The sequence below is a fragment of the Paenibacillus sp. SSG-1 genome (assembly GCF_002224835.1).
Classification (GTDB): Bacteria; Bacillota; Bacilli; order Paenibacillales; family Paenibacillaceae; genus Paenibacillus_AQ; species Paenibacillus_AQ favisporus.
In genome coordinates this window covers 2,418,854-2,443,703 of the sequence record NZ_MBRK01000001.1, presented here as the reverse complement: position 1 = coordinate 2,443,703, position 24,850 = coordinate 2,418,854, and the positions used below count along the sequence as shown (strand labels likewise).

At 52.2% G+C, this 24,850-nt stretch carries 24 protein-coding genes and 1 pseudogene; 5 read left to right on the top strand and 20 right to left on the bottom strand.

Features of this window, described 5'->3' with window-relative positions; all coding sequences use genetic code 11:
• Positions 1–88: 88 nt before the first annotated feature.
• On the bottom strand, positions 89–679 hold the full coding sequence (locus BCV73_RS11380) for an ankyrin repeat domain-containing protein (protein WP_089550202.1): 591 nt from the start codon (positions 677–679) through the stop codon (positions 89–91).
• 329 nt (positions 680–1,008) lie between these two features.
• Here BCV73_RS11380 and BCV73_RS34775 point away from each other — a divergent pair, with 329 nt between their 5' ends.
• On the top strand, positions 1,009–1,203 hold the full coding sequence (locus BCV73_RS34775; RefSeq protein WP_105443075.1) for a hypothetical protein: 195 nt from the start codon (positions 1,009–1,011) through the stop codon (positions 1,201–1,203).
• Positions 1,204–1,283: 80 nt separating this feature from the next.
• On the opposite strand, the gene BCV73_RS11370 is transcribed toward BCV73_RS34775, so the two are convergent.
• Positions 1,284–2,147, bottom strand: coding sequence for a LysR family transcriptional regulator (locus tag BCV73_RS11370; protein ID WP_089547168.1), 864 nt, complete (start codon positions 2,145–2,147; stop codon positions 1,284–1,286).
• A 143-nt stretch (positions 2,148–2,290) separates the two neighbouring features.
• On the opposite strand from BCV73_RS11370, the gene BCV73_RS11365 reads away from it, so the two are divergent.
• A complete protein-coding gene (locus BCV73_RS11365) occupies positions 2,291–3,505 on the top strand; it encodes an MFS transporter (protein WP_089547167.1) in 1,215 nt (404 codons plus the stop codon).
• Between the two features lie 13 nt (positions 3,506–3,518).
• On the opposite strand, the gene BCV73_RS11360 is transcribed toward BCV73_RS11365, so the two are convergent.
• The 13 genes from BCV73_RS11360 to uxaC form a co-directional block, all read right to left on the bottom strand.
• Entirely contained in the window at positions 3,519–3,902 is a 384-nt protein-coding gene (locus BCV73_RS11360) for a YciI family protein (protein WP_089547166.1), read from the bottom strand.
• A 108-nt stretch (positions 3,903–4,010) separates the two neighbouring features.
• Positions 4,011–5,099 (bottom strand): GerAB/ArcD/ProY family transporter, encoded by a 1,089-nt coding sequence (locus BCV73_RS11355; protein WP_089547165.1) that lies wholly within the window; start codon positions 5,097–5,099, stop codon positions 4,011–4,013.
• A 15-nt stretch (positions 5,100–5,114) separates the two neighbouring features.
• Positions 5,115–5,348, bottom strand: a complete 234-nt coding sequence (locus BCV73_RS11350) for a hypothetical protein (RefSeq protein ID WP_089547164.1) — start codon at positions 5,346–5,348, stop codon at positions 5,115–5,117.
• Positions 5,349–5,358: 10 nt separating this feature from the next.
• Positions 5,359–6,531, bottom strand: a complete 1,173-nt coding sequence (locus BCV73_RS11345) for a Ger(x)C family spore germination protein (protein ID WP_089547163.1) — start codon at positions 6,529–6,531, stop codon at positions 5,359–5,361.
• Positions 6,528–8,030: a spore germination protein gene (locus BCV73_RS11340; RefSeq protein ID WP_089547162.1), complete on the bottom strand. Its 1,503-nt coding sequence runs from the start codon at positions 8,028–8,030 to the stop codon at positions 6,528–6,530. Before BCV73_RS11340 ends, BCV73_RS11345 begins: the two co-directional genes overlap by 4 nt.
• Positions 8,031–8,614: 584 nt before the next feature.
• On the bottom strand, positions 8,615–9,994 hold the full coding sequence (locus tag BCV73_RS11335; protein WP_076166015.1) for an amidase: 1,380 nt from the start codon (positions 9,992–9,994) through the stop codon (positions 8,615–8,617).
• 136 nt (positions 9,995–10,130) lie between these two features.
• Positions 10,131–10,616: a nickel pincer cofactor biosynthesis protein LarC2 gene (gene larC2, locus BCV73_RS11330; protein ID WP_089547161.1), complete on the bottom strand. Its 486-nt coding sequence runs from the start codon at positions 10,614–10,616 to the stop codon at positions 10,131–10,133.
• 28 nt (positions 10,617–10,644) lie between these two features.
• Positions 10,645–11,670 carry a nickel pincer cofactor biosynthesis protein LarC gene (gene larC, locus BCV73_RS11325; RefSeq protein WP_089547160.1) on the bottom strand — a complete coding sequence of 342 codons (1,026 nt, stop codon included), beginning with the start codon at positions 11,668–11,670 and terminating at the stop codon, positions 10,645–10,647.
• Positions 11,667–12,434 (bottom strand): nickel pincer cofactor biosynthesis protein LarB, encoded by a 768-nt coding sequence (gene larB, locus BCV73_RS11320; RefSeq protein ID WP_373309552.1) that lies wholly within the window; start codon positions 12,432–12,434, stop codon positions 11,667–11,669. The genes larC and larB overlap by 4 nt, the downstream gene beginning before the upstream one ends.
• Before the next feature lie 18 nt (positions 12,435–12,452).
• Complete coding sequence (larE, locus tag BCV73_RS11315) at positions 12,453–13,253, bottom strand: ATP-dependent sacrificial sulfur transferase LarE (RefSeq protein ID WP_089547158.1); 801 nt, start codon at positions 13,251–13,253, stop codon at positions 12,453–12,455.
• A gap of 26 nt (positions 13,254–13,279) precedes the next feature.
• Positions 13,280–14,053, bottom strand: coding sequence for an SDR family oxidoreductase (locus BCV73_RS11310; RefSeq protein ID WP_089547157.1), 774 nt, complete (start codon positions 14,051–14,053; stop codon positions 13,280–13,282).
• Positions 14,054–15,340, bottom strand: a complete 1,287-nt coding sequence (locus BCV73_RS11305; protein ID WP_089547156.1) for a nickel pincer cofactor-dependent isomerase, group 22 — start codon at positions 15,338–15,340, stop codon at positions 14,054–14,056.
• Between the two features lie 18 nt (positions 15,341–15,358).
• Complete coding sequence (gene uxaC / locus BCV73_RS11300; protein WP_089547155.1) at positions 15,359–16,762, bottom strand: glucuronate isomerase; 1,404 nt, start codon at positions 16,760–16,762, stop codon at positions 15,359–15,361.
• 204 nt (positions 16,763–16,966) lie between these two features.
• On the opposite strand from uxaC, the gene BCV73_RS11295 reads away from it, so the two are divergent.
• Positions 16,967–18,142 (top strand): ROK family protein, encoded by a 1,176-nt coding sequence (locus BCV73_RS11295; RefSeq protein ID WP_089547154.1) that lies wholly within the window; start codon positions 16,967–16,969, stop codon positions 18,140–18,142.
• A gap of 152 nt (positions 18,143–18,294) precedes the next feature.
• On the opposite strand, the pseudogene BCV73_RS11290 reads toward BCV73_RS11295, so the two are convergent.
• Together BCV73_RS11290 and BCV73_RS11285 are read right to left on the bottom strand one after the other, a co-directional pair.
• Positions 18,295–18,854, bottom strand: a pseudogene (locus BCV73_RS11290) (pyridoxamine 5'-phosphate oxidase family protein).
• A gap of 155 nt (positions 18,855–19,009) precedes the next feature.
• Positions 19,010–19,342 carry an antibiotic biosynthesis monooxygenase family protein gene (locus BCV73_RS11285; RefSeq protein ID WP_089547153.1) on the bottom strand — a complete coding sequence of 111 codons (333 nt, stop codon included), beginning with the start codon at positions 19,340–19,342 and terminating at the stop codon, positions 19,010–19,012.
• 116 nt (positions 19,343–19,458) lie between these two features.
• Here BCV73_RS11285 and BCV73_RS11280 point away from each other — a divergent pair, with 116 nt between their 5' ends.
• Together BCV73_RS11280 and BCV73_RS11275 are read left to right on the top strand one after the other, a co-directional pair.
• Positions 19,459–20,343 carry a LysR family transcriptional regulator gene (locus BCV73_RS11280; protein ID WP_089547152.1) on the top strand — a complete coding sequence of 295 codons (885 nt, stop codon included), beginning with the start codon at positions 19,459–19,461 and terminating at the stop codon, positions 20,341–20,343.
• A gap of 182 nt (positions 20,344–20,525) precedes the next feature.
• Positions 20,526–20,951 (top strand): hypothetical protein, encoded by a 426-nt coding sequence (locus BCV73_RS11275; protein WP_143811849.1) that lies wholly within the window; start codon positions 20,526–20,528, stop codon positions 20,949–20,951.
• 73 nt (positions 20,952–21,024) lie between these two features.
• On the opposite strand, the gene gndA is transcribed toward BCV73_RS11275, so the two are convergent.
• The 3 genes from gndA to zwf all read right to left on the bottom strand — a co-directional run bounded on the left by gndA (position 21,025) and on the right by zwf (position 24,727).
• A complete protein-coding gene (gndA, locus tag BCV73_RS11270) occupies positions 21,025–22,443 on the bottom strand; it encodes an NADP-dependent phosphogluconate dehydrogenase (RefSeq protein ID WP_089547150.1) in 1,419 nt (472 codons plus the stop codon).
• Positions 22,444–22,473: 30 nt separating this feature from the next.
• A complete protein-coding gene (fsa, locus tag BCV73_RS11265; protein ID WP_076166067.1) occupies positions 22,474–23,139 on the bottom strand; it encodes a fructose-6-phosphate aldolase in 666 nt (221 codons plus the stop codon).
• 64 nt (positions 23,140–23,203) lie between these two features.
• Entirely contained in the window at positions 23,204–24,727 is a 1,524-nt protein-coding gene (gene zwf, locus BCV73_RS11260) for a glucose-6-phosphate dehydrogenase (protein WP_076166070.1), read from the bottom strand.
• Positions 24,728–24,850 lie beyond the last annotated feature (123 nt).

Sequence of the window (24,850 nt, the reverse complement as noted above, 5' to 3'; positions counted from 1 at the left end):
ATAGGTACAGAAAAAGCGAACGGTACTGACCGTTCGCTCTTTAGCGCATGGATTATCACATGCATTATTTTAGCGGATTTGCTGAAAGTTACGAACCTGCTCGTTCCAGTATTGCGGCGATTTCGTGATAACCTTTGCTTTTGGCATGCTGCAGCGGAGTGATGCCTTCCGCATCCGCGATCTCCCGATCCGCGCCATGATCGACCAGCAGCCGGACGATTTGCTGATGCTTCTCCCCGCCGTTTCCCAAAATGACCGCTTCCAGCAAAGCCGTCCAGTGCAGGCGGTTGATATGATTGACATCGATATCGGTGCGGGTCAACAGCTCCCGGACCACTTCGACATGGCCCCGTTCAGAAGCGGGGATCAGCGCCGTCCCGCCATAGCGGTTGGTCAGTTTGGTATCTGCATCAGCGTCGATCGCCAGTTGAACGATATCCAGCATTCCCTCAGCTCCGGCATACAGAAATACATTGTTGAGCAGATGATCCCTGATGTTGATGTCCGCCCCTTTGCTGATCAGCAGCCGGACCATCTCCGTCTGATGGTTGTACGTCGCAGCCATGACGGCCGTTCTGCCCCGCTCATCCTGTGCGTTCATTTCGATTCCGTCCTGAAGCAGGTTCTGTACCGCCTCAAGATCACCTGCTTCCGCCGCTTGTATGAATTGCTGAGTCACCGTTTCCACCCCCGTTGATGACAATTGTTCCTTCGCTTGTTCTCTTGAAGAGCCCGGCATGATGTCGCATGAGCTGAGCCAAAGTATGCAAACGATACACAAAAAGAGACGAATCATAGATCAAATCCCCTTTTTCCTACTCAACGACATGCTAACACGCCCTATTCCATATGCAAAATATTTAAAACCTTTGTTTCGCTTACTTTTTTCATATAGCAAAATCTATGCCCCATCATTACACATATGAAGCATAAGTGAAGCATAAGTTTGCCAAACATCGAGGCGGGTAATAATAAGAAAGTGAATTTGAATTCGAGGAGGCTTTCCCCATGACAACCCAAGATCCGAAAAAGATACTGAAACAAAAGCATGAGCAAGATGAGCAGAAGGCGGAATTCACTGAATTCGCCCGCAGCCAGTCGGGACACACTGAAATGGAAGCCGGCCAGGAATTCGGCCATGACCGCGCGCCCGACGAACAAAACCGCATGAAATCTGTTGAGAATCGTCAGAGCAGCCGTTAAGGAGTTATCGTCCAGCCCAGCTACCCATTGAATATAGATCAACAAACAAGCCGCCCCGGAGATGCCGGAAGCGGCTTGTTTCATGATTCTTTCATCATTCGAACAAACTCCGTGGACGCTGGTGAAATCTCCGCAAATGAGAGCGCGATGATCCCGATCTCCCTGGTGATGACCGGCGTAATGGGCTTTACGATCAGTTCATGGGACACGGAAGACAGCGTAAAATCGAAAACAAGACCGATCCCGAGTCGTCTGCGGACCATCTGGATCAAGGTTTCGGCGGTTTGGACGGTCAAGCTGCTTTCGAGATTAAAATGGTGCTGTTGTACTGCACTGTTCAACGCCGCCTCATGTCCGCCTTTACAATAAATCATGTCTTGCTCATATTTTCCGAGATCCACAATCTCTGAATTGTGCAGCTCATGATCGTCCGGAATGACGGCCACCATGTGATCCTGAACCAGGCTATGATGCTCAAAGCCCGCAAACGGAGAAGCGACGAGCCCGATTTCCACGGTACGGTCGGTAACCCATTCCTTGATCTGGTCGGATACCCCCTCACTCAGCTCGATTTGAACTTGTGGGTACTTGGCCCGGAACCTGGAGATCGCCTCCGGGAGCAACAGGGTCGACGCCGCAGGAAACGAGCCGATTTTGACTTTTCCGGTTAACAGCTGGTTCTCCCGGCTGGCTGCCTGGAAAATACGATTTTCAATGGACTGCATCTGCCTGGCCAATATCAGAATCTCCCTGCCGACATCGGTCAGCATGATCCCCTTCTGCTTATCCCTGACAAACAGCCTCACTTGCAGCGCATCTTCCAGCTGTTTAATCGTTTTGCTCACAGCCGGTTGGGATATAAACAACGCTTTCGCCGCTTCGGTAATGTTCATTTTCTCAGCGGCTGCCACAAAGACATTCAGATGGTTCAAGTTTAAATTCATCACTCAACATCATAACCTAATGGTTATCTCCTCTATTACTAATGTGTATTTCAGTTATGAACTATTATAACGTATTCTAAATGCATGACAACACGGATGCCCTACACACATTCAAAGGGTTGGTTGAAAAGGAGGAGATTACCTTGATCGATCATGCAAAAAACGTGGAAATTCCTCAGGCATCGGAGGATTCCCGCGTATCAACACGCCGCATTTGGATTACCGCCTGGATCGTAACCGCCGTATTTATGCTGTCTAATTCAGCAACGCCGTTGTATGTGGAGTGGCAGACGGCGATGGGATTTTCGAATGGAACGTTGACGGTTATTTTTGCCGCCTATATTCTGGGTCTGCTCGGCACGCTGCTCGCGGCCGGCCAATTATCGGACCGCTTCGGACGCAAGGCCGTACTGTATCCGGGTCTATTAGCAGCGGTGGCGGCTTGTGTGCTGTTTGCTTCGGCCGATTCGGTCGGCATGCTGCTGGCGGCGCGGTTGCTAACAGGCATAGCCGTCGGCGTCATCGTCTCCGCAGGCATGGCTGCTGTAGTGGACACTGGCGGACACAGTAAAAAACAGCTGGCATCCCTTGCCGCCTCCGTGGCCATGGTCCTCGGAGCCGGGCTGGGGCCTTTGCTGGCCGGAATGATGGCCCAATTTCTTACGCATCATGTTGTCACGGTGTTTACCACTCAATTGATCATTTTGGCAACAGCCTTCATGGTGGCAGCCCGCCTCCCCTCCCGGCAGCACCCTGCACGCGAAGGATGGAAACTGCGCTTCCCAACAGTTCCTAAGCAAAACCGCCTGCATTTAGCTTTAGGAATATCCGCGTTTGCTCCAGGCATTACCTCGACTTCCTTTGTGCTGTCGCTGGGTCCGTCACTACTGTCCAAACTGCTTCATGTGACCAGTCCCTTGGTAGCTGGAGGTACGGCCTGTATCATGTTCTTGGCGGCGACGGGAATTCAATTCGCTGTCAAAAGGCTGCCGGTTCGGAGCCTGTTTCTCCTGGGAAGTGCGGCAACCCTTTTGTCCATGATATGCCTGGTTGCTGCTGTCATTGATTCGGCACCCGTGTTGCTGGTTATAGCCGCTGTATTTGCCGGTGCAGGACAGGGATTAGGGCAGCTCGGAGGCCTGACGCTGATCAGCCTGCATGTCCCGGCACACCGCCGCGCCGAAGCCAACGCGGTACTGAATATCGGAGGTTATGTACCTGCCGCACTGCTGCCGATCGGAACAGGATTTGTGATCGATATGACCAGCATCTCCCTGGGTGCCTCGCTGTTTGCAGCGGTTTTGGCGGCGGCTTCGGTCGCGGGCGCCGTTTTTGTAAAAGTGAAGTTAAGTAAATAAATGAAATCGAAAGTTATCCCTCTGGACTGAACAATTCAAAATGATGTACCGGGCGAATTTCGATGCGCCAGCCAAACGATTCGCCCGCGCTCACCTGAACGGCCGGATGAAGAGATGCCACACGGACCGCATCTTCAAGATCCTCAGCTTCGATCAGAAACGCGCTGCCAATCAGCTCCTTTGATTCGGTAAATGGGCCATCCATCATTCTCAGCTTTCCGTTCTTGCGCTGCAGGGTGGTCGCGGCCTTGTCCAGGCCGGCGTCGAGAAGCACCTTCCCGCTGTGATACAACTGTTCAAGATGGGGCTTGCATTCCTGCATCACTCTGTCGATTTCCTCCTGGGGTTTGGCATCCATCAGATCCGGTTCCAGGTAACCCAAACACAAATACTTCATAACTTCATCTCCTCATCGTCATATACAGCATTATAACGCTGCCTATATAAGACGACGAGAGAGATATTCCCGGATCGACATTTCTTTGCGAAGGACGAAGAAAAAAGTTTATTTCCGAGCTCCGCTTCCGCGGACAAGGCTGACCAAGAGTATAAGGATCGGCAGCAGCAGCAAAGCGATGATGGAACTGCCCGTTCCCCCAGTGGGAAAATAATGAAGCATTTGCTGGAAATTTTTGGCCACCCAGATACTGAACACACCGATCAGCAGCCCAACCGGAAATACCAGTGGACGGAAATCCGTCATCTTTAACCATTGGGCAGTTCCCAAAGCAAGCGTGTAATACCACATCGAAATTTGCGCAAAGCCCCCGAGGATCCACAGCGCCATCACGATGGCTTCCACATGCGAAAAGAAATCAGCGATATTCACAAAGCGCGAAGCAGACAGGAACGGGAAGGTGAGATTGGCAGTCGATTCCCCAAACAAAAACAAACAAGTAAAATTCGTGATGACCATCGTGATCATCATTAGAAATACGGCAAACAGCCCACCCTTGAGGCCGTTGTCTCCTTTTCGGACGGACGGGTAGACCGATGAAATAAAGATGAATTCCATAAACCAAACCGAAGGCTCTAAAGAGCCTTTTAGCGAAGGCTTGATTCCGGTCCCCAGAATGGGGAGCATGTTGGAAAAGCGATATTCCGGTAGAAGAAACAGAAAAATCGCCAGGACAAAGCACAAAAAAATCGGACCGAATATTTGCGCGAATCGTCCAATCACTTCCACGCCGGACCGGACGGCAAAAGAACATGTCAATACAATACACCCGATAATCATGACCAGCGGAGTTTTGGGCAGAAACGCCTGTACGATGAATTCGGCGTATTCCCGGGTAATCAAGCCGATCGCGTCGATTTGGAATAAGAGGAAAACGATGCCCAGAATGCTTCCGGCCCACTTCCCAAAAAGGCGCTGCGTCTGCTCGATCATCGTAAGCCCCGAATTTCTCCGATACAGCAGCCAAGCGACCGTCACGCTGAAGAAACCGAAGAAAGAGCCGATGACCGGCGAAATCCACATATCCTGCTTGGCATACATCGCGGTAAAAGAAGGCACGACGAGTATGGAGGTCCCGCCGATCATCAGGTACATCATCAAACACAGTTGAAGATTCGAAACTTTCTCCTTATCCATTCCGCCGTCCCCCTCCTAACCTTCGGGATAAAAGATAACCCAGATCGGTTTGGTCACTTGATTGATCCATTCGGTCGGACCGGGCAAGCCGGGAGCAAATAACAGCATGACCGCTACTACCCACCCGGCGAAGGTAATGACGGCAATGGCTGCCCGTTCCTTTTTCTTGTTCGGCTCCACACTCGAAAAATCATATATAAACACGGCCACAAAGAGCAGCGTAATGCCGAGCAGTTTGAGAACAATCATCGCTTATCCCTCATTTAAAGGTTTTACCGGAAAAACCAGGCGAAATAATATGTACACCGGAATGGGCGTAAACGCTGATTTCCGGGAATATTTCATCCCATCGAGCCTGTTCCTTGGTCCAACGTGTAGGATACTTATGCCAAAACGCATCGGCCGTTCCGAAAACATCGGCGCCAGTCTCATCCTGGATCTGCCGAAACGTCTCTTTCACCTTGGACTCGATTTCCTTGTTCAGCTGCTGTTCCAATCGGGGCATTTCTTGGGGCAGCATCACATTGACATGGGTTTCATTCTGAAGCACACTTGCTTCACCTTCAATCCGGATCATAACACTCCATTGATTTCTGCGAATCAACGGAATCAGCTTCGTATGGCATTTGATCAGCCGGACGGACATGATACCCCCATCATCGCCTTTACTTTCCTGTACAGGAAATGTTACCGTCGTTGATTCCAGCTCGTTACGGATGATCTGAACGTATCGCTTGACTTCTCCTTGATATTGACCCGCCATTTTCCCCTTCATTAAAACCGCCCCCCCGTTAATGTACGGGTAAGCATTACTTTGTCCAGATTCCTCCTTTTTCCCGATGAGTGGAACGATAATTGCCTTCGACCGACCTGCCAGCATCCCTCCCAAATCTTTAAGCGTAACTCCCATGCCTCCGGCTAGAACGGTCAATTCGCGAAGGGTTTCGGCGCTGTCCCGCTCCATTCGCGTGTTTATGCTCAAAATGCTCTTAGCCCTTCCTTTGCTGATAAAAAAATAAGCATGCTCCCTCGGCTGGGGATGGCGAAAGAGAAAATCGACCTGATCCATGATCCCCCTCTTGGCGAGCTCCTCCCCCACGATAAATACTTCGCTGTGGCCCCAAAAGACTTTGCGGGGCATTTCCTCCTGCAGCCGCTGGGCCGCATCCGCCAAATCCGTCCCGACTGCGCTTTTCACGATAACCATGTCTCCTTGGTTTCCACTGCTCGTCATCTCGCCGTCGCTGCTCATGCTGGACTGGTTGGGCGTGTAGACTTGAACGGACAGCTCTACTTTCCCGTTTGGCGCAGCATCCATCCCAGCTCCCATAATTAAAGCCAGATCGTTCACCTCGGTGCGGTCCCAGCACCCTGTAACGAGCGGGATGATCGTAAACAGAAAAAACGCAGCGGCAAGTCTTGCGCTTTTCATTTTCTTCGGCCTCCCCTTCCGGGTCCCGGACGCTGGTTAGCACCCTGGCGATACCTGTTCCAAACGCCGATTCGCGGTCTTGTATTCATTTTCCAAGTTGGGACGCGGACCAGGATGTCCTTCAGCTGGCTGAGATTGGTGGCTGTTGACAACGAAACATAAGGAACGCCAAAAGAACGAAGCGCGAACAGATGGGTCAAAATTAAGGTGATCCCCATCATCAGTCCGAAAAAGCCCAGAAAACCTGCCAGCAGCATCATCGGAAAACGAAGCAGCCTGACCGTGATGCCAAAGGCGAAATGGGGGATCAGAAACGAGGCGATCCCAGTGAGCGCAACGACCATAACCATCGGCGAAGAGACGAGGCCGGCCGCTATGGCAGCCTGACCGATGACCAGCGCTCCGACGATACTGACTGCAGCACCAATCTGTTTGGGAAGTCGAACCCCGGCTTCCCTTAAAGCTTCGAACGTAATTTCCATCAGCAGCGCTTCAACCAGAGCCGGGAAAGGGATTTGCTCCCTCGATTTGGTCATATTAAGCAGCAGCGTCGTTGGAATCATTTCCTGATGATAGGTAACGATAGCGACATAGAATGAAGGCCCGATGAGAGCAATAAACGCGAAAAAATAACGCAGCCAGCGGATGGCTGTGCCGATGTAATAACGCTGATAATGATCTTCCGGCGATTGCAGAAAGGTAAAAATCGTTGCTGGAGCAATCAAGGCAATGGGAGTTCCTTCTACGAGTATGGCCGCTCTGCCCTCAAGAAGATTGGCTGCCACCACGTCCGGCCGCTCCGTCGTCTGTAATTGCGGAAAGGGCGAATATGGATTATCCTCGATGAGCTCTTCAATCATCCCGCTTTCCAAAATCCCGTCGATGTTGATGCGGGAAAGACGGCTTTCGATTTCAGTAACCAGCGAGGATTCTATGATACCGCTGACGAAAGCGACGACAACTTCGGTCTGGGAAAAACGTCCGATCCGGATCGACTTCATCTTCAAATCGGGCGACTTCAGCTTGCGGCGGATCATGGACACATTGACCATCAGCGTCTCGATAAACCCTTCACGCGGGCCTCTGACGACGGATTCCGCCTCGGGTTCCGTGATCGAGCGCTGCTCCCATTTTGCCAGGTACAGAGAGATAGCCCTTTCTTCCCCATCCATGAGCAGGACGACATTGCCGTCACCAATCTCGATCACCGCCTGATCCATCGTTTGGATCATGGTATAGGAGGACACCGGCAAGCACTTGCAAAAATCCTCTAAGGTGTTGCCCCCATCTTCTGACAACTGTTTCAGAGTGGGTTCGAGAATGTAACGGTTAATCATGTCGCTGTCGGTCAAACCCATGAAGTAGACGATGACCGCAGGTGTTTGGCCGCAGCTGAAATCGTGGAACACGACATCAAAGCAATCCGCATACCGTTCTTTCAGATGAGAGATATTTTCTTGTAAACGAGCTGAGAAGATCACATCTTTATTGGTTTGCATGTCCACACCCCCAACCGGCAAAAGTCCATACTGGTGGCAAAATATACTTTTTTTAGTATCGCAATAAAAATTCCGCTAAACTCGTTCTGGCTACTTTGAAGTTTCTTCGATACAGTTTTAGTTAGATATAAGAATGTGTAGGCATCAGAGACTATGCATCCTTATATCGCAATAAAAATTTCCGCTAAACGTGGTCTGGCTTCTTAGATAGTACATCAATATACAGTTTTAGTTAGATATAAGAATGTGTAGGCATCTGAGACTCGGCATCCTTATATCGCACTAAAAACTTCCTCTAAACGCGGTCTGGCTTCTTTGAAATTTCATCGATACAGTTTTTAGTATGGTCAGAACAGCTTGAAAAATTCGGTAAACGAGAGATTTCTAATATTTCCGGAATTACGGATGAACAGAAAATAAGAAAAACGTCTATCGACGTACCTTCTAAGAAGAAAGACCGCGTTTAGCTGAAGTTTTTCTTGCGAGATCCGGAAGCGGAGGCTCCGAATCTTATACTTTCTGATCTCTTAAGAAAGGAACACCGCTGCACGGCAGTGCAGACAGTGTTCCACTCAAGTGCTTGATTAGTATCCTGCGCAGATCTGATCCCGGAGACGGTAGAATTCCTTCAGCTGGTCCTGCTCATAAGCGTATCCGGCGCGAATCAGCAGATCTTCCCGCTCCTTTCGGGCCACAAGCTGCAGTCCGACGGGAAGCCCTTCGCTTGTCAGCCCGCAAGGAATGGACAGAGCCGGAACCTCCACCATGTTGAACAGGCCCGTATAACGGGTCATCGCGTCAAAGACACTTTCCGTATAATCGCCAAAATGGACTTCGTCCACGCCGATTTTCCGCGCAGGGATCGGGATCGTCGGTGTGGCCAGCACATCAATGCGTTCGCGGAACAATTTATCGAACATGTTCATATACATTTCTTTTGTCTTAAGCGCTTCGATATACTGCAGTGAGGTGATATCCCGGGACGATTCCAAAAAGGCTCTGGCATCCGCTCCGTATTGCGATAAGCAGCATTCCATCCGGCTTTTGTGGACATAACCGGCCTCAGAAGCGGCGATGGTCAACGAAACCTCGCTGTTCCCCTCCACAAAGGAGACGTCCGTATCAATGAGAATGGCACCGAGCGACTCCAGCGCCTCCAGTGATTGAAGATACAATGCATAGGTTTCCGGGTCGATGTGTTCGTTAAAGTAGCTGGTCGGCACGCCGACACGAAGCCCCCGGATGTCTTGATTCAGATATGGCAGGTAGGACTGCTTCGTCATGGCACCGAACAGGACTGCCAAGTCAGTCATATTGGCCGTGATCGGCCCAACATGATCCAGAGTCCAAGAAACGTAAAATACGCCCTCAGTAGGTACTTTGTTATACGTAGGTTTTAACCCGACAACGCCACAGGATGCCGCCGGAATCCGAACGGAGCCGCCCGTATCGGTCCCGATGGAAGCTGCCGTCAAATCAGCGGCTACCGCCGCAGCCGATCCGCCGCTGGAGCCTCCCGGCGTGTACTCATGATTCCATGGATTGTGCACAGGTCCATAATGCGGGTTATTTGAGGTGACACCAAGGGCATATTCATGCAGATTGTTTTTTCCCAGCAGGATCGAATCCTGCAGCAGCAGCCGCTGGACGATGGCAGCGTTCTCGTCTGGTATGTGATTAGCGTCAATCGAGGAGCCGTAAGTGGTGCGTATGCCTTTCGTATCGATATTATCCTTATAGGAAAGCGGAATTCCGTACAGGAGACCGGTCTGCTCTCCCGATGAGGATTTGGCTTCGAGCCGCTTGGCTTCTCCCGTGGCCCGATCCTTGGCTACCGTAATATATGAATTGAGTGCAGGATCTTTCTTTTTAATCCGTTTCAAATAATGCTTCGTAATGTCCAGCGTCGTCCAAGAGCCTGTTTTGTACCCGGATTGAATTTCCTGAATCGTTTTTCTCCCCATCATTCATTCTCCTTTCTTAGTCAGACAAACGAAAACTTCCCTTTCGGGAAGCTTTCATGTCCAGTTCTCTACTAAGCTATGCGGAAATGCTAGAGAACGTATGGGGTTTTTGACAATAAAAGGTAATTCTAAAACATCACGAATTACTAGGCAGGAGTCCGACGGATTTCCATACTTGCTCGTAAACAGACTTGATCGGGATCCTGTTCTCTTGGGCTATTCGTTTGCAGTCCTCAAACTCCGGAGCGCATTGAACGGTCTCCCCGTGATGAATACCCAATTTTACGGTAACGGCTCCCCATTCTGTTGGGACCTGAGTAAATGTTCGTTCCAGACGGTGCACCGTGAGCGGATAATACCGGATGCCAAGCGTGGTTGTCTCGCGAAAAATGATTTCTTTCATCCGGTCGATCTTTTCTTTGGTGCATAGCAGCTGAAGCATCGTACCCGGCCGGTTTTTCTTCATGTAAATGGGCGTATAGAACACGTCGTTTGCACCGTTTTCGAGCAGAAGGTCCATCACGTAGCCCAGCCATTCACCCGAAATGTCGTCGTAGTTGACTTCCATCTTCACCATGTCATGATCGACATGTTCATGATTTGGGGGCAGCTCGGATTTCATAAGACAAACTCCTTTCGGATCAAGAGCATTATTCGCCCACGATGACACGCAGCACGTTCGGCCGGTCGGCAAACGTTTTGGTCCCTGCTCCGTAACCGACGGCGGTCACCTTGATAGACGGAATGGGCCCGTACTGCTGCGCCAGCACCGATACGATCGCCGCACCCGTCGGTGTCGTCAGCTCAAAGCGGACATCCGACGCTTCCAGCGGCACGCCCTTCAGAATCTCCAGCGTCGCAGGCGCAGGCACCGGGTAAATGCCGTGGTCGATCCGGATTTTGCCCATACCAACGGGCACGGGCGAGGAATGGATCGCTTCGATACCCATTTGATGAATTAAAATCGAGGCGCCGACAATATCGACGATGGAGTCTACTGCGCCTACTTCGTGAAAATGAACGTCGTCTAACGGAACGCCATGTATTTTTCCCTCAGCCTCCCCAATGATCTTGAAAATACGGAGCGCCGTGTCGCGTACCGGCTCCTCAAAACCGGCCGCTTCAATCATATGGACGATATCCTTGTATGCCCGGTGATGATGGTGATGATGGCTGTGACTATGCGAATGATCATGGCTATGATGGTGATGTGCATGGTCGTGAGGATGGTGCGCATGATGATGGTGGACATGCTCGTGATGATCGTGCGCGTGGTCGTGATGGTGTACATGATCGTGGCTGTGGTCATGTCCATGATGATGTTCGTGACTGTGGTCGTGATCATGCTTGTGGCTATGGCTGTGAAGATGCGCTTCATGCTCGTGGAGAGATTCGCCTGAACCTTCCTCTGCCTCAAGATTCGCTTGGGAATGTTCATGCATGTGATGATGATCATCGTGATCTTTCTCATGCACTTCTTGCAGATGCACGTCAAATTTGGTCGCGGTGATCCCGTTCTTGTTCACCTTGCTCCACTGCAGCGCATATTCTTCTTCGATGTTTAATTTCTGCAGCTCCGTCTGCATCCGCTGCGCATCACCGCCGGCATCCAGCAGCGCACCGATGAACATATCTCCGCTGATGCCGGAAAAGCAGTCAAGGTATAGCGTTTTCAAGTTCGTGTTCCCCCTCTATGTACAAGCTGATGAATCAGCGCGGCGTTATAACCTCCGCCGAATCCGTTGTCGATGTTCACCACGCTGATGCCTGAAGCGCACGAATTCAGCATCGTAAGCAGCGCCGACAAGCCTTGAAAATGAGCCCCATACCCGACACTGGTCGGTACTGCGATGACCGGGTGGGAGACCAGGCCGCCCACGACGCTGGGGAGCGCCCCTTCCATCCCGGCCACCACGACAGAAACCGTCGCCTGCTGGATTTCCTCCAAATGGCTGAGCAAGCGGTGGATCCCCGCAACACCCACATCATATATCCGGTGGACTGTGCTGCCTAGCACTTCAGCCGTCACGGCCGCCTCCTCCGCCACGCGCAAATCCGAGGTTCCCGCCGCAATCACCGCGACATACCCTTGCGAATCATCAGCGGGCATCTGCTCCTTTTTCCAGTACAAGACCCTTGCCGTCTCGTGATAACTGTAATCCGGACACGCCCGCAGCACCGTCTCTGCTTTTTCCTTGTCCACGCGTGTGACCAGGACGCTGCTGCCACGGGCTTGCAGAGCGCAGGCGATCGAAATGATATGATCCGCCGTTTTGCCTTCCCCATAGACGATCTCAGGGAAACCCTGCCGTTTACTGCGCTGGTGGTCAACCTTGGCAAAGCCGAGATCCTCAAATGCCGCCAGCCGCGCTTTGGCTTCCGCCACGCTCAAGGCCCCGCTGCGTACTTGCTCCAGAACGTCGTCCAACAAAGTTCTCATCCCCTTCCAGAGCTTTCGTTATGCCAACACCTTGTTCATGCTTCCGCTCTGATAGCCCACCAGGTCAAGCGTTACGTACTTGTATCCGTACTCCTGCAGCCTGCCGGAAATTTGTGAGTGCTGCTCCAGAACAGTCTGCATGTCCTTCGGTTCCACTTCGATCCGCGCCGTGTCCTGGTGCGTGCGTACCCGTACCTGACGGATGCCGAGCGATTTCAAATAGGCCTCCGCTTTTTCAACCTTGCTCAGCTTCTCCTTGGTAATCCGTTCCCCATAAGCGATTCTCGAGGACAAGCAGGCAAAAGAAGGCTTATCCCAAGTGGGCAGGCCGTAGCCTCTGGAGAGCTCGCGGATTTCTTCCTTATACAATCCGGCTTCCAGCAGCGGTCCGCGAATGCCCCTTTCCTTTGCCGCCTGCATGCCGGGCCGAAACTCATTCATGTCGTCGGCAATGACACCATAAACGATATTTTTATAGGATTGCTCCGTCAGTACGGGAACCAAATGGTCGAAAAGACTGCTTTTGCAAAAATAGCAGCGGTTTTTCGTGTTTTCGGCATATCCGGGAATCGCCAGCTCGGAGGTTTCAATGACCTGATGCCGCGCTCCGATCCATTCGGCCAGCTCCTTCGCCTCTGCAAGCTCGGTCGACGGATACGTTTCCGAATCCGCAGTCACTGCCAGTACTTGATCCGGGCCGAGTGTATCGATAGCCGCCTTAAGCAAAAAGGTGCTGTCCACCCCTCCTGAAAATGCCACGACAACTGAGTTTAGTTCCCGCAGGATGGACTGCAGTTTCTCGTATTTTTCGGTTAGCATTGTCCTGCCTCCTTCCCGTATGGCCATTAAATCGTCATACTGCCGAACCCGCCATCCACCCGGATCATCGAGCCGGTGATAAAGCTCGACGCCTGATCCGAAGCAAGCAGGATCGCCGCCCCTTTTAATTCATCCGGCGTACCGAAGCGATTCATTGGCGTATGCCGCATGATCGATTCGACCCGTTCCGGGCTTAATATTTTCTGGTTCTGCACAGCCGGGAAAAATCCCGGAATGATCGCGTTCACGCGGATTCCCTCCGGCGCAAGCTCTCGTGCTAGAAATTGGGTGACGCTGTTCAATCCGGCTTTGGACACCGAATACGTAAACACTTTGGAGAGCGGCGTCGTTGAGGACACCGACGAGATGTTGATGATGCTCCCCTTCCGATTCTGCTCGACCATGCGTTTGGCGAAAATTTGGCAGGTAAGCACGATGCCCTTCAAATTCACGTCCATAATGCGGTCCCATTCTTCCATCTCCAGCTCGAAAAAGGGAGTGGTGCTGTTCGTACCCGGAGCGTTGAGCAGAATGTCCCATCCGCCTGACCATGCTTCGATGTCCGCGGCCGCTTGGACCAGGGACTCGCGCGAGCCCACATCCGCCTGAAATGCTTTCGCTTCCCCGCCTTGGTTCCGGATGACGCTTACGACTTCCTCCGCTTTGTCCAGGTTCCGCCCGACGATTGCCACCTTGGCGCCGTGTTCGGCAAAGCCCTCGGCAATCGCCGAGCCGAGCACGCTGTTGCCGCCGACCGCTACCGCCGTTTTTCCCGTTAAATCAAACAAACTCGTCGTCATCTAGTGACTCTCCTCCGTTTTCGGTAAATTTCCGTGCTCGTCAAAAGACAGATCATACGGCTCCGAGGCCAGCTCCATCTGCGGGTGCTGCTTCACATATTCAAACAGCGCTTCGGACACCTCAATTTGGCTCAGAACGAGCGTATTTTTGATCCGGACGATTTTCGCCTGGTTAAAATCCAGCACATTACTCGTTTTCACCGCCGCCTGAATCGCTTCCTTGTCATTCGGCAGCGTCGTGGCGATCTTCGTCGGGGCGACAACGGTGGACGTCAGCCCATTGGCGTAAGTAACCTCCAAATCCATCTTGTCGACAAGCCGCTGCGTCGTAAAGTCCGCCGTGCCCACCCCATTTGCATTCCCTTCGGTTTGCGGCGTCAAATCCAGGACGACCATTTTGTTGACATCCGGCCCTCCGTGCGCATACGGCGTCGGATATCGGCCCGTGATGTTCGGATCCATCCCGTCGCCGCTGATGTTTTTGCCGATCTCGTCAATGATCAGCACTTCCAGCTGGTCAAAAAACAGCTTCGGCAGCAGTTCCTTCGCCTGAAGCTGCAGCTGCGGTTCCTTGTCGGTAATCTCCTCCGGCGTAAGCACCTCAACGACTGCAACCTTGTCGAACGCATTTTCGATGGTCGCTACCCCGAACAGGACCGGTTTCTTCTCCATGATCATTTTGGCCATGGCCGGAACGTTCTCGGCCATATATTTAAACCCTAGCTGGTGGCAGGCCTCCGCCCCTTTCTGCTTGCCAAGGCCGATGCTGATCATTTTCATGATGCCGCTCTCTACCGGTCCCCGAAAAGCCGTATGCGGCTTAATGCGGTTAATGACGACGATGCCGTCCGCGGCGGCGGCGTATTTATCCAAATACACCGGAAGGCCGTTCGGCAGCGCACCGAGCTGAACGACTTCCATCGAGGAGCGGATTTCGCAGCCGGCGCTCTCTTCCGTGACGCCCAGATGCGCCAGTACCTCCCGCTGCCCTTCCGCCGTGGCACCTCCGTGACTTCCCATGCTTGGCACAATATACGGCTTAGCCCCCGCTTCCTTTAATGCTTTGACGGTCACGGCGGTTAGCTCCACGATGCGGTCAAGACCCCGGCTGCCGACAGCGATCGCGATTTCCATGCCGGGCTTGACCTTCTCCATAATGTGCGGCTGACGCAGCTTGGCCCCAAGGTCGCGGCCCAGGTCCACGATCTGTTCATCGTTGAACCGCACGTTGACCTTGGCCATTTTCGGAATCGGAATATCCTTTAGAAGCTCCTGCAAAATACCCATGCGCTTTCCCCTCCCCCGTTATCGTTTCATGAAATAGGCTTCAGCGTTGCCGTAACCGATGTTTCGAACCATCCGTTCAAGAGCCTCCATATCATCCGGCACGAGCCCTTTCTCCACCCATGCTCCGAGAAGATTGCAAAGAATGCGCCGGAAGTATTCGTGTCGGGCATAGGACAGAAAGCTGCGCGAATCGGTCAGCATGCCGATAAAATGACTGAGCAGACCAACATTCGCCAGGTCCTTCATCTGCTTTTCCATACCATCTATATGATCGTTGAACCACCAGCCAGACCCGAACTGGACTTTGCCCGGCACCCCTTCCTCATAAAAATTGCCCGTCATCGCGGCCAGGACAGCGTTGTCTTTCGGATTCAGATTGAACAGCACCGTTCTCGGCAGGGCGTCTTCCTGATCCAAAGCATCAAGGAAGCGAGCCAGACCCTGTGCAAGGTTTGTTTCTCCCACAGAGTCAAAACCGGTATCGGCACCGATGCGGTTTTTCATCTTTGTGTTGGTGTTGCGGAGCGCGCCCATATGCAGCTGCATGACCCACTGCTTGCCGGCGTACATTTTGCCGAGCTCCTTCAGCAGGAAAGAACGATATGTGTTAATCTCAGCGCCTGACAATTCTTCACCGTTCAATCTTTTATTAAAAATAGGCACGATTTCTTCCCTTGTGACGTCTGCAAAATCAAGGTACGGGATATCATGGTCGGACGCACGTCCGCCATGCTCATCGAAGTAATCCACGCGCCGTTGAAGCGCATTCAGGAAGGCATCCAGGGAATCGATGGTTTGGCCTGTAATCTCCCCGAGCTTATGTACCCATTCGGTGTAAGTCGGGCGCTCGATATATAATGCTCCATCCGGTCTGAACGTCGGCGCGATGATGGTTTGAAAGCTGTCATCGGCAGCCAGCCGCTCATGATATTCCAGCGGGGACAGCGGGTCGTCGGTCGTGCCGATAAATTTCACCCGGGCTCTGGCAATCAGCGCCCTCGGCAGAAAATCGGGCTGCAGCAGCTTGGCGTTGCATGCCTCCCATATATCGCGGGCCGTGGCTGGGCTCAGGATTTGGTCGATGCCGAACACGTTCTTGAGTTCCAAATGCGTCCAATGGTACAGCGGGTTGCCGATCAGGTGAGGAACCGTCTCCGCCCAGGCCATAAATTTATCCCAATCCTCCGCATCGCCTGTAATCAGCTGCTCACCGATGCCGTGCATCCGCATCGTACGCCACTTATAATGGTCGCCTCCCAGCCACAGCTGCGTAATATTGGCCCATGGCTTATTCTCCCATACTTCCTTCGGGTCCAAATGGCAGTGAAAATCAAAGATCGGTAAATCGGCAGCCGCCTTTTCATATAACCGAACCGCCGCAGGGGTATCCAGCAAAAATTCCGAATCGAGAAATTGGCTCATCCTGTTCTCCTCTCCAAGGATCGATAATTGGTATGAAACCCTTTACAATTTTTAATTTGTTTATTAAACTTACAAAATATATTCGTACTGTACCAACTCCCCTCGCCTTTGTCAATCGGGTAATTTCTGAGCGGGCGAGGCGGGTTCATGCTACAATATGGTTTATGCTGAATTTTCATGACGCTCTAAAATTGGAGGAAACAAATGGTAACCGGAGACGCCTCTTATATTAAAAAGATCAACCGGGCGTTGATTATACGGGAAATTATGAAGGAAGGAAAAATTTCCAGAGCGGATCTGTCCAAGATTACGGCCTTGACCCGGGCGACAATCTCCGCGCAGGTCGCGGATTTGCTGGAAGAAGAACTGGTCGTCGAAACCGAGCTGGAGCACAACCCCGTCGGACGCAAACCGATTATGCTCTCCCTGAACGCCCAGGCAGGATATGCGCTCGGCATTGACCTGGACGCAGGACATGCGACATTTATGCTATCCGATTTAACTGGCCATCCGGTCACAACGGAAATCATTCCAATTCAATCGGAAGCCTATGAGGATATCGTACAGCTGCTGGTTTCCGCGATCAGACGTTATCAAAGCCGATGTGCAGGCAGCCGCTACGGGATGGTCGGCATCGTATTGGCGATCCACGGACTCGTCTCCAATGAAGAGACCATCAAGTTCGTGCCCCGGTTCCAATGGCAGGACGTTGACCTGAAGCAGGATCTGGAACGTGCAGTCGGTACAGCTGTCCATTTGGAAAATAACGCGAACCTCAGCGCTTTTGCCGAGCGGGCATACGCTCACCATACGACCGACAACCTGCTCTGCGTAACGCTGTATTCCGGCATTGGGCTCGGCATGATCATGGACGGCAAGTTTTTTCGCGGCCATGAAGGCTTTGCCGGTGAAATCGGCCATATGATCGTCGTTCCCGGCGGAGAGCCCTGCGCATGCGGCAACCTCGGCTGCTGGGAGAAGTATGCTTCGGAGACAAGCGTGCTCCGGAACATCCTTGCGGCCGAACCTGGTGACGCCTCGGATATGGAGTGGATCAGCCGGCGCATTGCCGATGGCGATGAACAAGTGCTTGACGCGCTGAATCAATTCGTCTATTACCTGTCGATCGGGCTGAACAATGTCATCAATATGTACAATCCGGACGTTGTCGTCATCGACAGTGAGCTGCTGCGAATGGTTCCCGATGCACTGCAGAGGATCCATCATCAGCTCCACTCCCAAATCAGCCATTACCGGGAGATCACACTGTCGGGCATGGGGCGGAAATCCTGCGTCATGGGTGCCTGCGCACTGGCGATTTCCCGTTTTCTGAACGTGCCTGTGCTTAGCTTGCCCTCCGGCGACGAGCTTGCTGATTGATTACGGGTATGAAAATCTAACTGATGCCCGCTCCCACTCCTTTTTCACAAGCCCGATACAACAACAAAACGGCCTATACAAAAAAACAAGCCCGGATCCATCGCGGCTTGTTTTGCGTTATCGGTCATTTGATTTCGCGTTTTTTTACTAGGCTATAACCCCAGCTGTCTGCCTAAAGGAGTCGGCAGTCCGTCGATCGTGCTCCTGTTTTTCTCCTGCCAGTAGTCGTGAAGCCCTTGTTCGCCTTTATGCTCTGCCCACCGATTCAGCGTGTCCCTCTCCTTTTCATAGGTCATGAAGGGAACCGCATAACCGCAGGACGTCTGCACTTTATGCACATCGATCGTGATGATCTGTCTCGCTCCGGGCATCGGATCAAACAAAGGGTATAATGTCTCCCACTCCCTGCTCTCCGGTAAAATCACCGTCCCGGTTCCGTACAGGCGCATGATGTTCGCCGGCCCTTCAAACGCGCAGAACATGATCGTGATCCGGCCGTTTTCTTCCAGGTGGGCACTCGTTTCATTGCCGCTTCCGGTCAAATCCAGGTATGCGACCCGGTTCTCGGACAAGATCCGGAAGGTGTCATAACCTTTGGCGACAAGTTGACGTGCCCCTCCTGCGATAACGGCGCCGTACCCACGAAAAACATATGCTGCTTCCGGATAAAGTCCATATGCTCAGGCAGCATAGCCGGAAATTGTTTCCCCATTTTGAATCCCCCCATTCGTACTCTGCCGATTAATTAAATTCATTGTATGTTCACCCGCTGCATATTAAAAATATATTTTTACCGCGTAATCATACATTTTAGTTATGAGTGTTTCGCGAAATGGGGACTTCCATTCAGACGGGGTTAATTACAGCTTACATATTCATAAAATCGTCCCTCTCGACCTTACTCACCCGCAGACCGAACTTTGCGTACCACTCGCTTTTCCCTTTATCCTGAGCTACCCTGTGCAAGGAATTCTCTTTCCAGGCCTTGATCGCCTCAAGCGACTCCCAATACGAGACGGTAATTCCGACCCCATCCGTTCCCCGAACGCTTTCGACTCCGAGAAAACCCGGCTGCTTCGAAGCAAGCTCGACCATCTTATCTCCCATTTTCCCGTACCCTCTGTTCTCTCCTTCAGACATTTCCGAAGTAAAAATGACCGCATAATACGGCGGCTGCGGCGTATTTGCTATAGCTCCCATCCCTGTTCTCCCCTTATCCATCATTCTATTTGCATTATACCGAGCCACTTACAATAAATAAAATGAATGTTTAAAATGGTTGTAATGATTATTTTTCATGGCGGGAGTGTTTGAAAATGACCTTGGCGAAGTACGAAATTCTCGGAAAAGTCGTCGAAACCGGAAACCTGACCAAAGCGGCGGAACAGCTGAGTTTAACACAATCGGCGGTGAGCCGTGCCATCATCAGCCTGGAGCAGGAATTGGGCATCCAAATCCTTGCCCGGGGCCGGTCTGGCGTCCGGCTGTCCCATGACGGAGAACGGTTGTGGGGATATATGAAGGAAATGCTCCAACTGCATGAAAACATGCTGCAGGAGGCGGATCAGATCAAGGGGCTGATGCGGGGAACAGTTACTATCGGAACGTTTACCAGCGTATCGATCCATTGGCTGCCGGATATTCTTCACCGTTTCCAGCAGGAGTACCCGCAGATCGAAATCCGGCTGCTCGACGGGCATTATCACGATATCGAGCGCTGGATTGCCGATGGGACTGCAGACTTTGGATTCGTGAATTTGCCATCTTCGCATGGCCTTGAGACCACAATGCTCATACAGGATCGGATGGTGTGCGTTATGCCGGCTGATCATAAACACAGCGTAAAATCCACGATATCACTGGAGGAGATTGCGGATGAACCGTTTATTATGCCTGCGAAAGGCTGCGATACGGATGTAAGGGCGTGGTTTGACGGTCAAGCAGCGGTTCCCCGTGTGCGATTTGAACTTGAGGACGATCATGCCATTATGGCAATGGTGCGTAGCGGACTTGGCATCAGCATCCTGCCGGAAACGATTCTTGCCTCAGCTCCTTCTGGGCTCGTGGCCAGGCCGCTTGGACCGGAAGCTTCGAGGGCCATTGCTCTGGCGGCGGTTTCCTTTAAGAAATGCTCCCCGGCGGCAGCGAGGGCAATTTCATCTATCGTGGAGTTGATCGGCTTAAAGGAATCGAATTCCTAAAAATATGTAATTCTCGCTCCAACTAAACTGTGAAATACTGCGTCTTACTATTGAAGTGAAAAATGCCTGTTCACTGTGATCTCGGGTTAAGGACGTGACGAATGAAAATCAGATGCATCATACTGTTATGTTTCTTACTGATTACGGGCTGTTCAAATTCCCCATCCACGATCGAAGAAGCGATGAACAAATCCAACAAGCCTTATGACGACATTTTAAAAACCTTTGATCCAGACAATAAGCATACGGTGGTTTTCTATAGTAATGACAATCAATATAACGTCGGCCTTTTGAAGCACAACCGTCAAAGTTGGACTTGGATCGTCGGCACGTACACGGATATCCATCCTGAGCAGGATATCGACTGGAGTTACTGCAACCTGAATGAGCTTAGCCCCATGTTTGTCGGGACTGTCAATAACAAGGACATTCGGAGCATCGTCGTGGAGACACGAAAAGTAAAAACCGAAGCCCAGTTGATCCATTCATCCAACGGCACCGTATACTGGTATGTGCTCTTGGATGAACCGCAAAACCCGCCAATGCGATTCACCGGATATAACGCTCAAGGGCAAGTCGTGTATGATACAGGCTCGCTCGATGATTAAGTTCCGCTTCATAGAACAAAAAAAGCGTTCCGATGCTCTCGCATCGGGACGCTTTCTTATTGACCATAACCGATTATTCTTCGGACTCGATCCATTGGAAATGGAAGGTGCCTTCTTTGTCGACACGCTGGAACGTATGCGCGCCAAAGTAGTCGCGCTGCGCTTGCAGCAGGTTGGCCGGCAGACGGTCCGTACGGTAGCTGTCGTAGTAAGCCAGTGCGGAAGCGAAGGCCGGAACCGGAATGCCGCGCTGCATGGCGACGGACACAACGTTTCTCCAAGCATCCTGGTAGTTGGTAACGACCCAGCCGAAGTAATCGTCCAGAAGCAGGTTTTTCAGCTCCGGATTTTTATCGTAGGCCTGCTTGATGTTTTCCAGGAAGCGGGCGCGGATGATGCAGCCGCCTCGGAAAATCATTGCGATGCTGCCGAAGTTCAGATTCCAGTTAAACTCTTCGGAGGCAGCACGGAGCTGGGCGAAGCCTTGGGCGTACGAACAGATTTTGCTGGCGTACAGCGCCTTGCGTACGGCTTCCACAAACTCCCGCTCATCCCCTTCATACGGAGCTGTGTGCGGCCCTTTCAGGATTTTGCTTGCCTCCACGCGTTCTTCCTTCATTGCGGACAAGAAGCGGGCAAATACCGATTCGGTCACGATGGACAGCGGCACGCCGAGATCCAGCGAGCTTTGGCTCGTCCATTTCCCTGTTCCCTTCTGTCCCGCCGCATCCAGAATTACGTCAACCATCGGTTTGCCGGTGTCCGGATCTTTCTTGGAGAAAATATCAGCGGTAATTTCGATCAGATAGCTGTCCAGCTCCCCGCGGTTCCACTCGGTGAAAATGTCGTGCAGCTCTTCCGTCCCGAGGCCCAGCACATCCTTCAGCAGGTGATAAGCTTCGCCGATCAGCTGCATGTCGCCGTACTCGATGCCGTTATGGACCATTTTCACGTAATGGCCGGATCCGCCTTCGCCGATGTACGTCGAGCAAGGATCTCCATTGACTTTGGCCGAAATGGCCGTAAGAATCGGTTCAACGAGCTCGTAGGCGTCCTTCTGGCCGCCAGGCATAATCGCCGGTCCTTTCAGGGCTCCTTCTTCGCCGCCGGATACCCCGGCTCCGATAAAGCGGATGCCCTTCGCCTGAAGCTCCCGGTATCTGCGCTCGGTGTCCGGGAAGAAGGCGTTCCCGCCGTCAATCAGGATGTCTCCTTCTTCCAAATGCGGAACGAGCTGCTCGATCAGCGCGTCCGTCGGTCCGCCGGCTTTAACCATCATCATGATTTTGCGCGGGGTTTCCAGCGACTGCACAAACTCCTCGATGCTGAATGTACCGACAAAGTTTTTTCCTTCGGCTTCGGCGAGCAGTTCTTTCGTTTTTTCCGGCGAACGGTTATATAAAGCGACCGCGAAGCCTTTGCTTTCCATATTCAAAGCCAGGTTTTTGCCCATGACGGCAAGACCGGCCACACCGATTTGCTGTTTGCTCATCGTTTCTCTCTCCTCCAGATCTCTCTCTTTTTACTTGACGCTGCTTTTCCAGTCGGCTGCAAATTTAACTAAACCTTGGTCCGTCAACGGGTGCTTGGCGATTTGTGCAATCACGCCGAACGGAACGGTCGCAATGTGCGCGCCGGCCATGGCGACGCGGGTGACGTGGTCCGGGTGGCGTACCGAGGCTGCGATAATTTGCGTATCCAGGTTATGCGTGCGGAACAGCTGCGCAATTTTGTCCACCAGCAGGACGCCGTCTTCAGAAATATCGTCCAGACGACCCAGGAACGGCGATACGTATGTTGCCCCGGCACGGGCGGCCAGCAGCGCCTGGTTCACGGTAAAGATCAGGGTCACGTTTGTTTTGACCCCTTTTTGGGACAAATAACGGCAGGCTTCAAGACCCGCAAGGGTCATCGGCAGCTTGATCGTGATTTTCTCATCGTTATTGTTGATCTTAATCAGCTCATTTGCCTGGGCAATCATTTCCTCAGCGGTTTCCGCATCCGGCGTCACTTCGGCCGACACGGACTCCACTTCCGGCACAGCCTGGCAAATCTCGGCGATCCGGTCTTCGAATTTCACGCCTTCCTTGGCAACCAGGGACGGGTTCGTGGTGACTCCGGACAGAACCCCGATTTTGTAGGCGGATTGAATATCCTGCAGATTGGCGGTATCAATAAAAAATTTCATCTTACAACCTCCTGTGAATGTTCAATATATGATTGGCTCGGTAAACCGAGCATAGAACCCAAAATCAGCTGGCGGTAACTTGCTCGACAAGCGGCTCGGAAGCAGCCTTTCCGGCTTCGTCTTCCTCATCGAACCACCAGTGGAATCCGTCTGCGGCAAGCAGCTCATGGGCCGCTTCCGGACCGTGCGAACCGGCAGCATAAGGATGCAGCGGCACCTCATTAGCGGCGAAGGCTTCCAGGATCGGCTGCACCCACTGCCAGGACAGGTCGACCTCATCCCAATGGACGAAGAACGTCGAATCTCCGTTCAGTGCATCGTGAATCAGCGTTTCGTACGCTTCCTGGGCTTCTTTGCGGTCCGGATACATATCGATGTATACCGGTTTAAAGCCGGTCGGATGATCCGGGTCCTTCGCATTCAGCTGAAGCGTGATGCCTTCTTTCGGCCCGATCTCGATGACCAGCAGGTTCGGTACGGTTGCCTGCTCTGCTTGCGTCGCCGTGGTGAGCGGTTCCTTGAATTCGATCACGATGCGTGTGCTCTTCGACGCCAGACGTTTACCTGTCCGAATGTAGAACGGAACGCCGCGCCAGTAGTAATTATCGATATGCAGCTTGGCCGCGATAAACGTATCGTTCATCGAACCTTCGGAAATACCGGGTTCAGCTGTGTATGCGGGAACCGGTTTGCCTTGAATGGATCCGGCAGTATATTGTCCGCGCACGATGTTGGTAAGCACATCCTGCTTTTGCAGCGGATCCAGTGCTTCAAGCACCTGCTTCTTCTTGAGCTGGACGTTCTCCGCCGAAGCCATGTTGTGCGGCGCGTGAATGGTCAGCATCATGAGCAGCTGCATCATGTGGTTCTGGAACATATCCCGCAGGGCCCCGGCTTTGTCGTAGTATCCAGCGCGCTCCTCTACGCCTACGGTCTCGTCAGCCGTAATTTGGACGTTGGCGATAAAGCGGTTCGTCCACAGCGCCTGAATCACAGGATTCGCCTGCTTCAATGCTTCAAGCCGCTGCACCATAGATTTGCCGAGGTAATGGTCGATCCGGTAAATTTCTTCTTCCGCAAAAGCTTGGCTCAGCTGGTCGTTTAGCTCGCGGGCCGAAGCGACGTCATGGCCGAACGGCTTCTCGATCACGAGGCGCTTCCAGCCCGTTACGCTGCCAAGTCCGCTGTTTTCGATTTGGGAGGCGATCGTGCCGAAGAAGTTCGGCGCAACGGACAAGTAGAACAAGCGGTTCGATGTTCCGCCGATTCCTTGCTCCCAGGCTTCCACCCGATCTTTTAACCGGACGAAGTGATCCGTGTCATCGATGTGCAGGATGTTGAAGCCAAAGAGTCCCAGGAAGGACTGCAGGGAGTCATCCTCTTTCACATTCAGCCGGTAAAAATCGTACAGCGACTGCTTGACGTGAGCCTTAAACGTCTCATCCGTCATTTCTTTACGGCCGAGGCCGATTACAGAGAAAGCTTCCGGAAGCTTTCCATGAATATATAAATGATACAGAGCAGGGTATATTTTGCGCTTGGCCAAATCGCCAGTCGCTCCAAACAATACAAAAGTTGTAGGATTCATCTCAATTGCTCCTTCCTTTCAAAGCTCCGCGACTTCCACTTCTCATTCTGTCGAAAAAGCTCTGGTTTCTATGTCTTGGATTCACTATAATACAAATATGTGCCATACATGTAATCAATATAT

Bases quoted from the DNA above. Each gene is read 5' to 3' on its own strand.
- BCV73_RS11295 (WP_089547154.1), top strand. From the start codon at position 16,967: ATGGTAACCGGAGACGCCTCTTATATTAAAAAGATCAACCGGGCGTTG.
- BCV73_RS11305 (WP_089547156.1), bottom strand. From the start codon at position 15,340: ATGGGTATTTTGCAGGAGCTTCTAAAGGATATTCCGATTCCGAAAATG.
- BCV73_RS11275 (WP_143811849.1), top strand. From the start codon at position 20,526: ATGAACAAATCCAACAAGCCTTATGACGACATTTTAAAAACCTTTGAT.
- BCV73_RS34775 (WP_105443075.1), top strand. From the start codon at position 1,009: ATGACAACCCAAGATCCGAAAAAGATACTGAAACAAAAGCATGAGCAA.
- BCV73_RS11280 (WP_089547152.1), top strand. From the start codon at position 19,459: ATGACCTTGGCGAAGTACGAAATTCTCGGAAAAGTCGTCGAAACCGGA.
- larE (WP_089547158.1), bottom strand. From the start codon at position 13,253: ATGCTAACCGAAAAATACGAGAAACTGCAGTCCATCCTGCGGGAACTA.
- BCV73_RS11340 (WP_089547162.1), bottom strand. From the start codon at position 8,030: ATGCAAACCAATAAAGATGTGATCTTCTCAGCTCGTTTACAAGAAAAT.
- uxaC (WP_089547155.1), bottom strand. From the start codon at position 16,762: ATGAGCCAATTTCTCGATTCGGAATTTTTGCTGGATACCCCTGCGGCG.
- larB (WP_373309552.1), bottom strand. From the start codon at position 12,434: ATGAGAACTTTGTTGGACGACGTTCTGGAGCAAGTACGCAGCGGGGCC.
- BCV73_RS11335 (WP_076166015.1), bottom strand. From the start codon at position 9,994: ATGGGGAGAAAAACGATTCAGGAAATTCAATCCGGGTACAAAACAGGC.
- fsa (WP_076166067.1), bottom strand. From the start codon at position 23,139: ATGAAATTTTTTATTGATACCGCCAATCTGCAGGATATTCAATCCGCC.
- BCV73_RS11285 (WP_089547153.1), bottom strand. From the start codon at position 19,342: ATGGGAGCTATAGCAAATACGCCGCAGCCGCCGTATTATGCGGTCATT.
- BCV73_RS11360 (WP_089547166.1), bottom strand. From the start codon at position 3,902: ATGAAGTATTTGTGTTTGGGTTACCTGGAACCGGATCTGATGGATGCC.
- BCV73_RS11355 (WP_089547165.1), bottom strand. From the start codon at position 5,099: ATGGATAAGGAGAAAGTTTCGAATCTTCAACTGTGTTTGATGATGTAC.
- BCV73_RS11345 (WP_089547163.1), bottom strand. From the start codon at position 6,531: ATGAAAAGCGCAAGACTTGCCGCTGCGTTTTTTCTGTTTACGATCATC.
- BCV73_RS11350 (WP_089547164.1), bottom strand. From the start codon at position 5,348: ATGATTGTTCTCAAACTGCTCGGCATTACGCTGCTCTTTGTGGCCGTG.
- zwf (WP_076166070.1), bottom strand. From the start codon at position 24,727: ATGAATCCTACAACTTTTGTATTGTTTGGAGCGACTGGCGATTTGGCC.
- BCV73_RS11310 (WP_089547157.1), bottom strand. From the start codon at position 14,053: ATGACGACGAGTTTGTTTGATTTAACGGGAAAAACGGCGGTAGCGGTC.
- larC2 (WP_089547161.1), bottom strand. From the start codon at position 10,616: ATGAAATCCGAGCTGCCCCCAAATCATGAACATGTCGATCATGACATG.
- gndA (WP_089547150.1), bottom strand. From the start codon at position 22,443: ATGAGCAAACAGCAAATCGGTGTGGCCGGTCTTGCCGTCATGGGCAAA.
- BCV73_RS11370 (WP_089547168.1), bottom strand. From the start codon at position 2,147: ATGAATTTAAACTTGAACCATCTGAATGTCTTTGTGGCAGCCGCTGAG.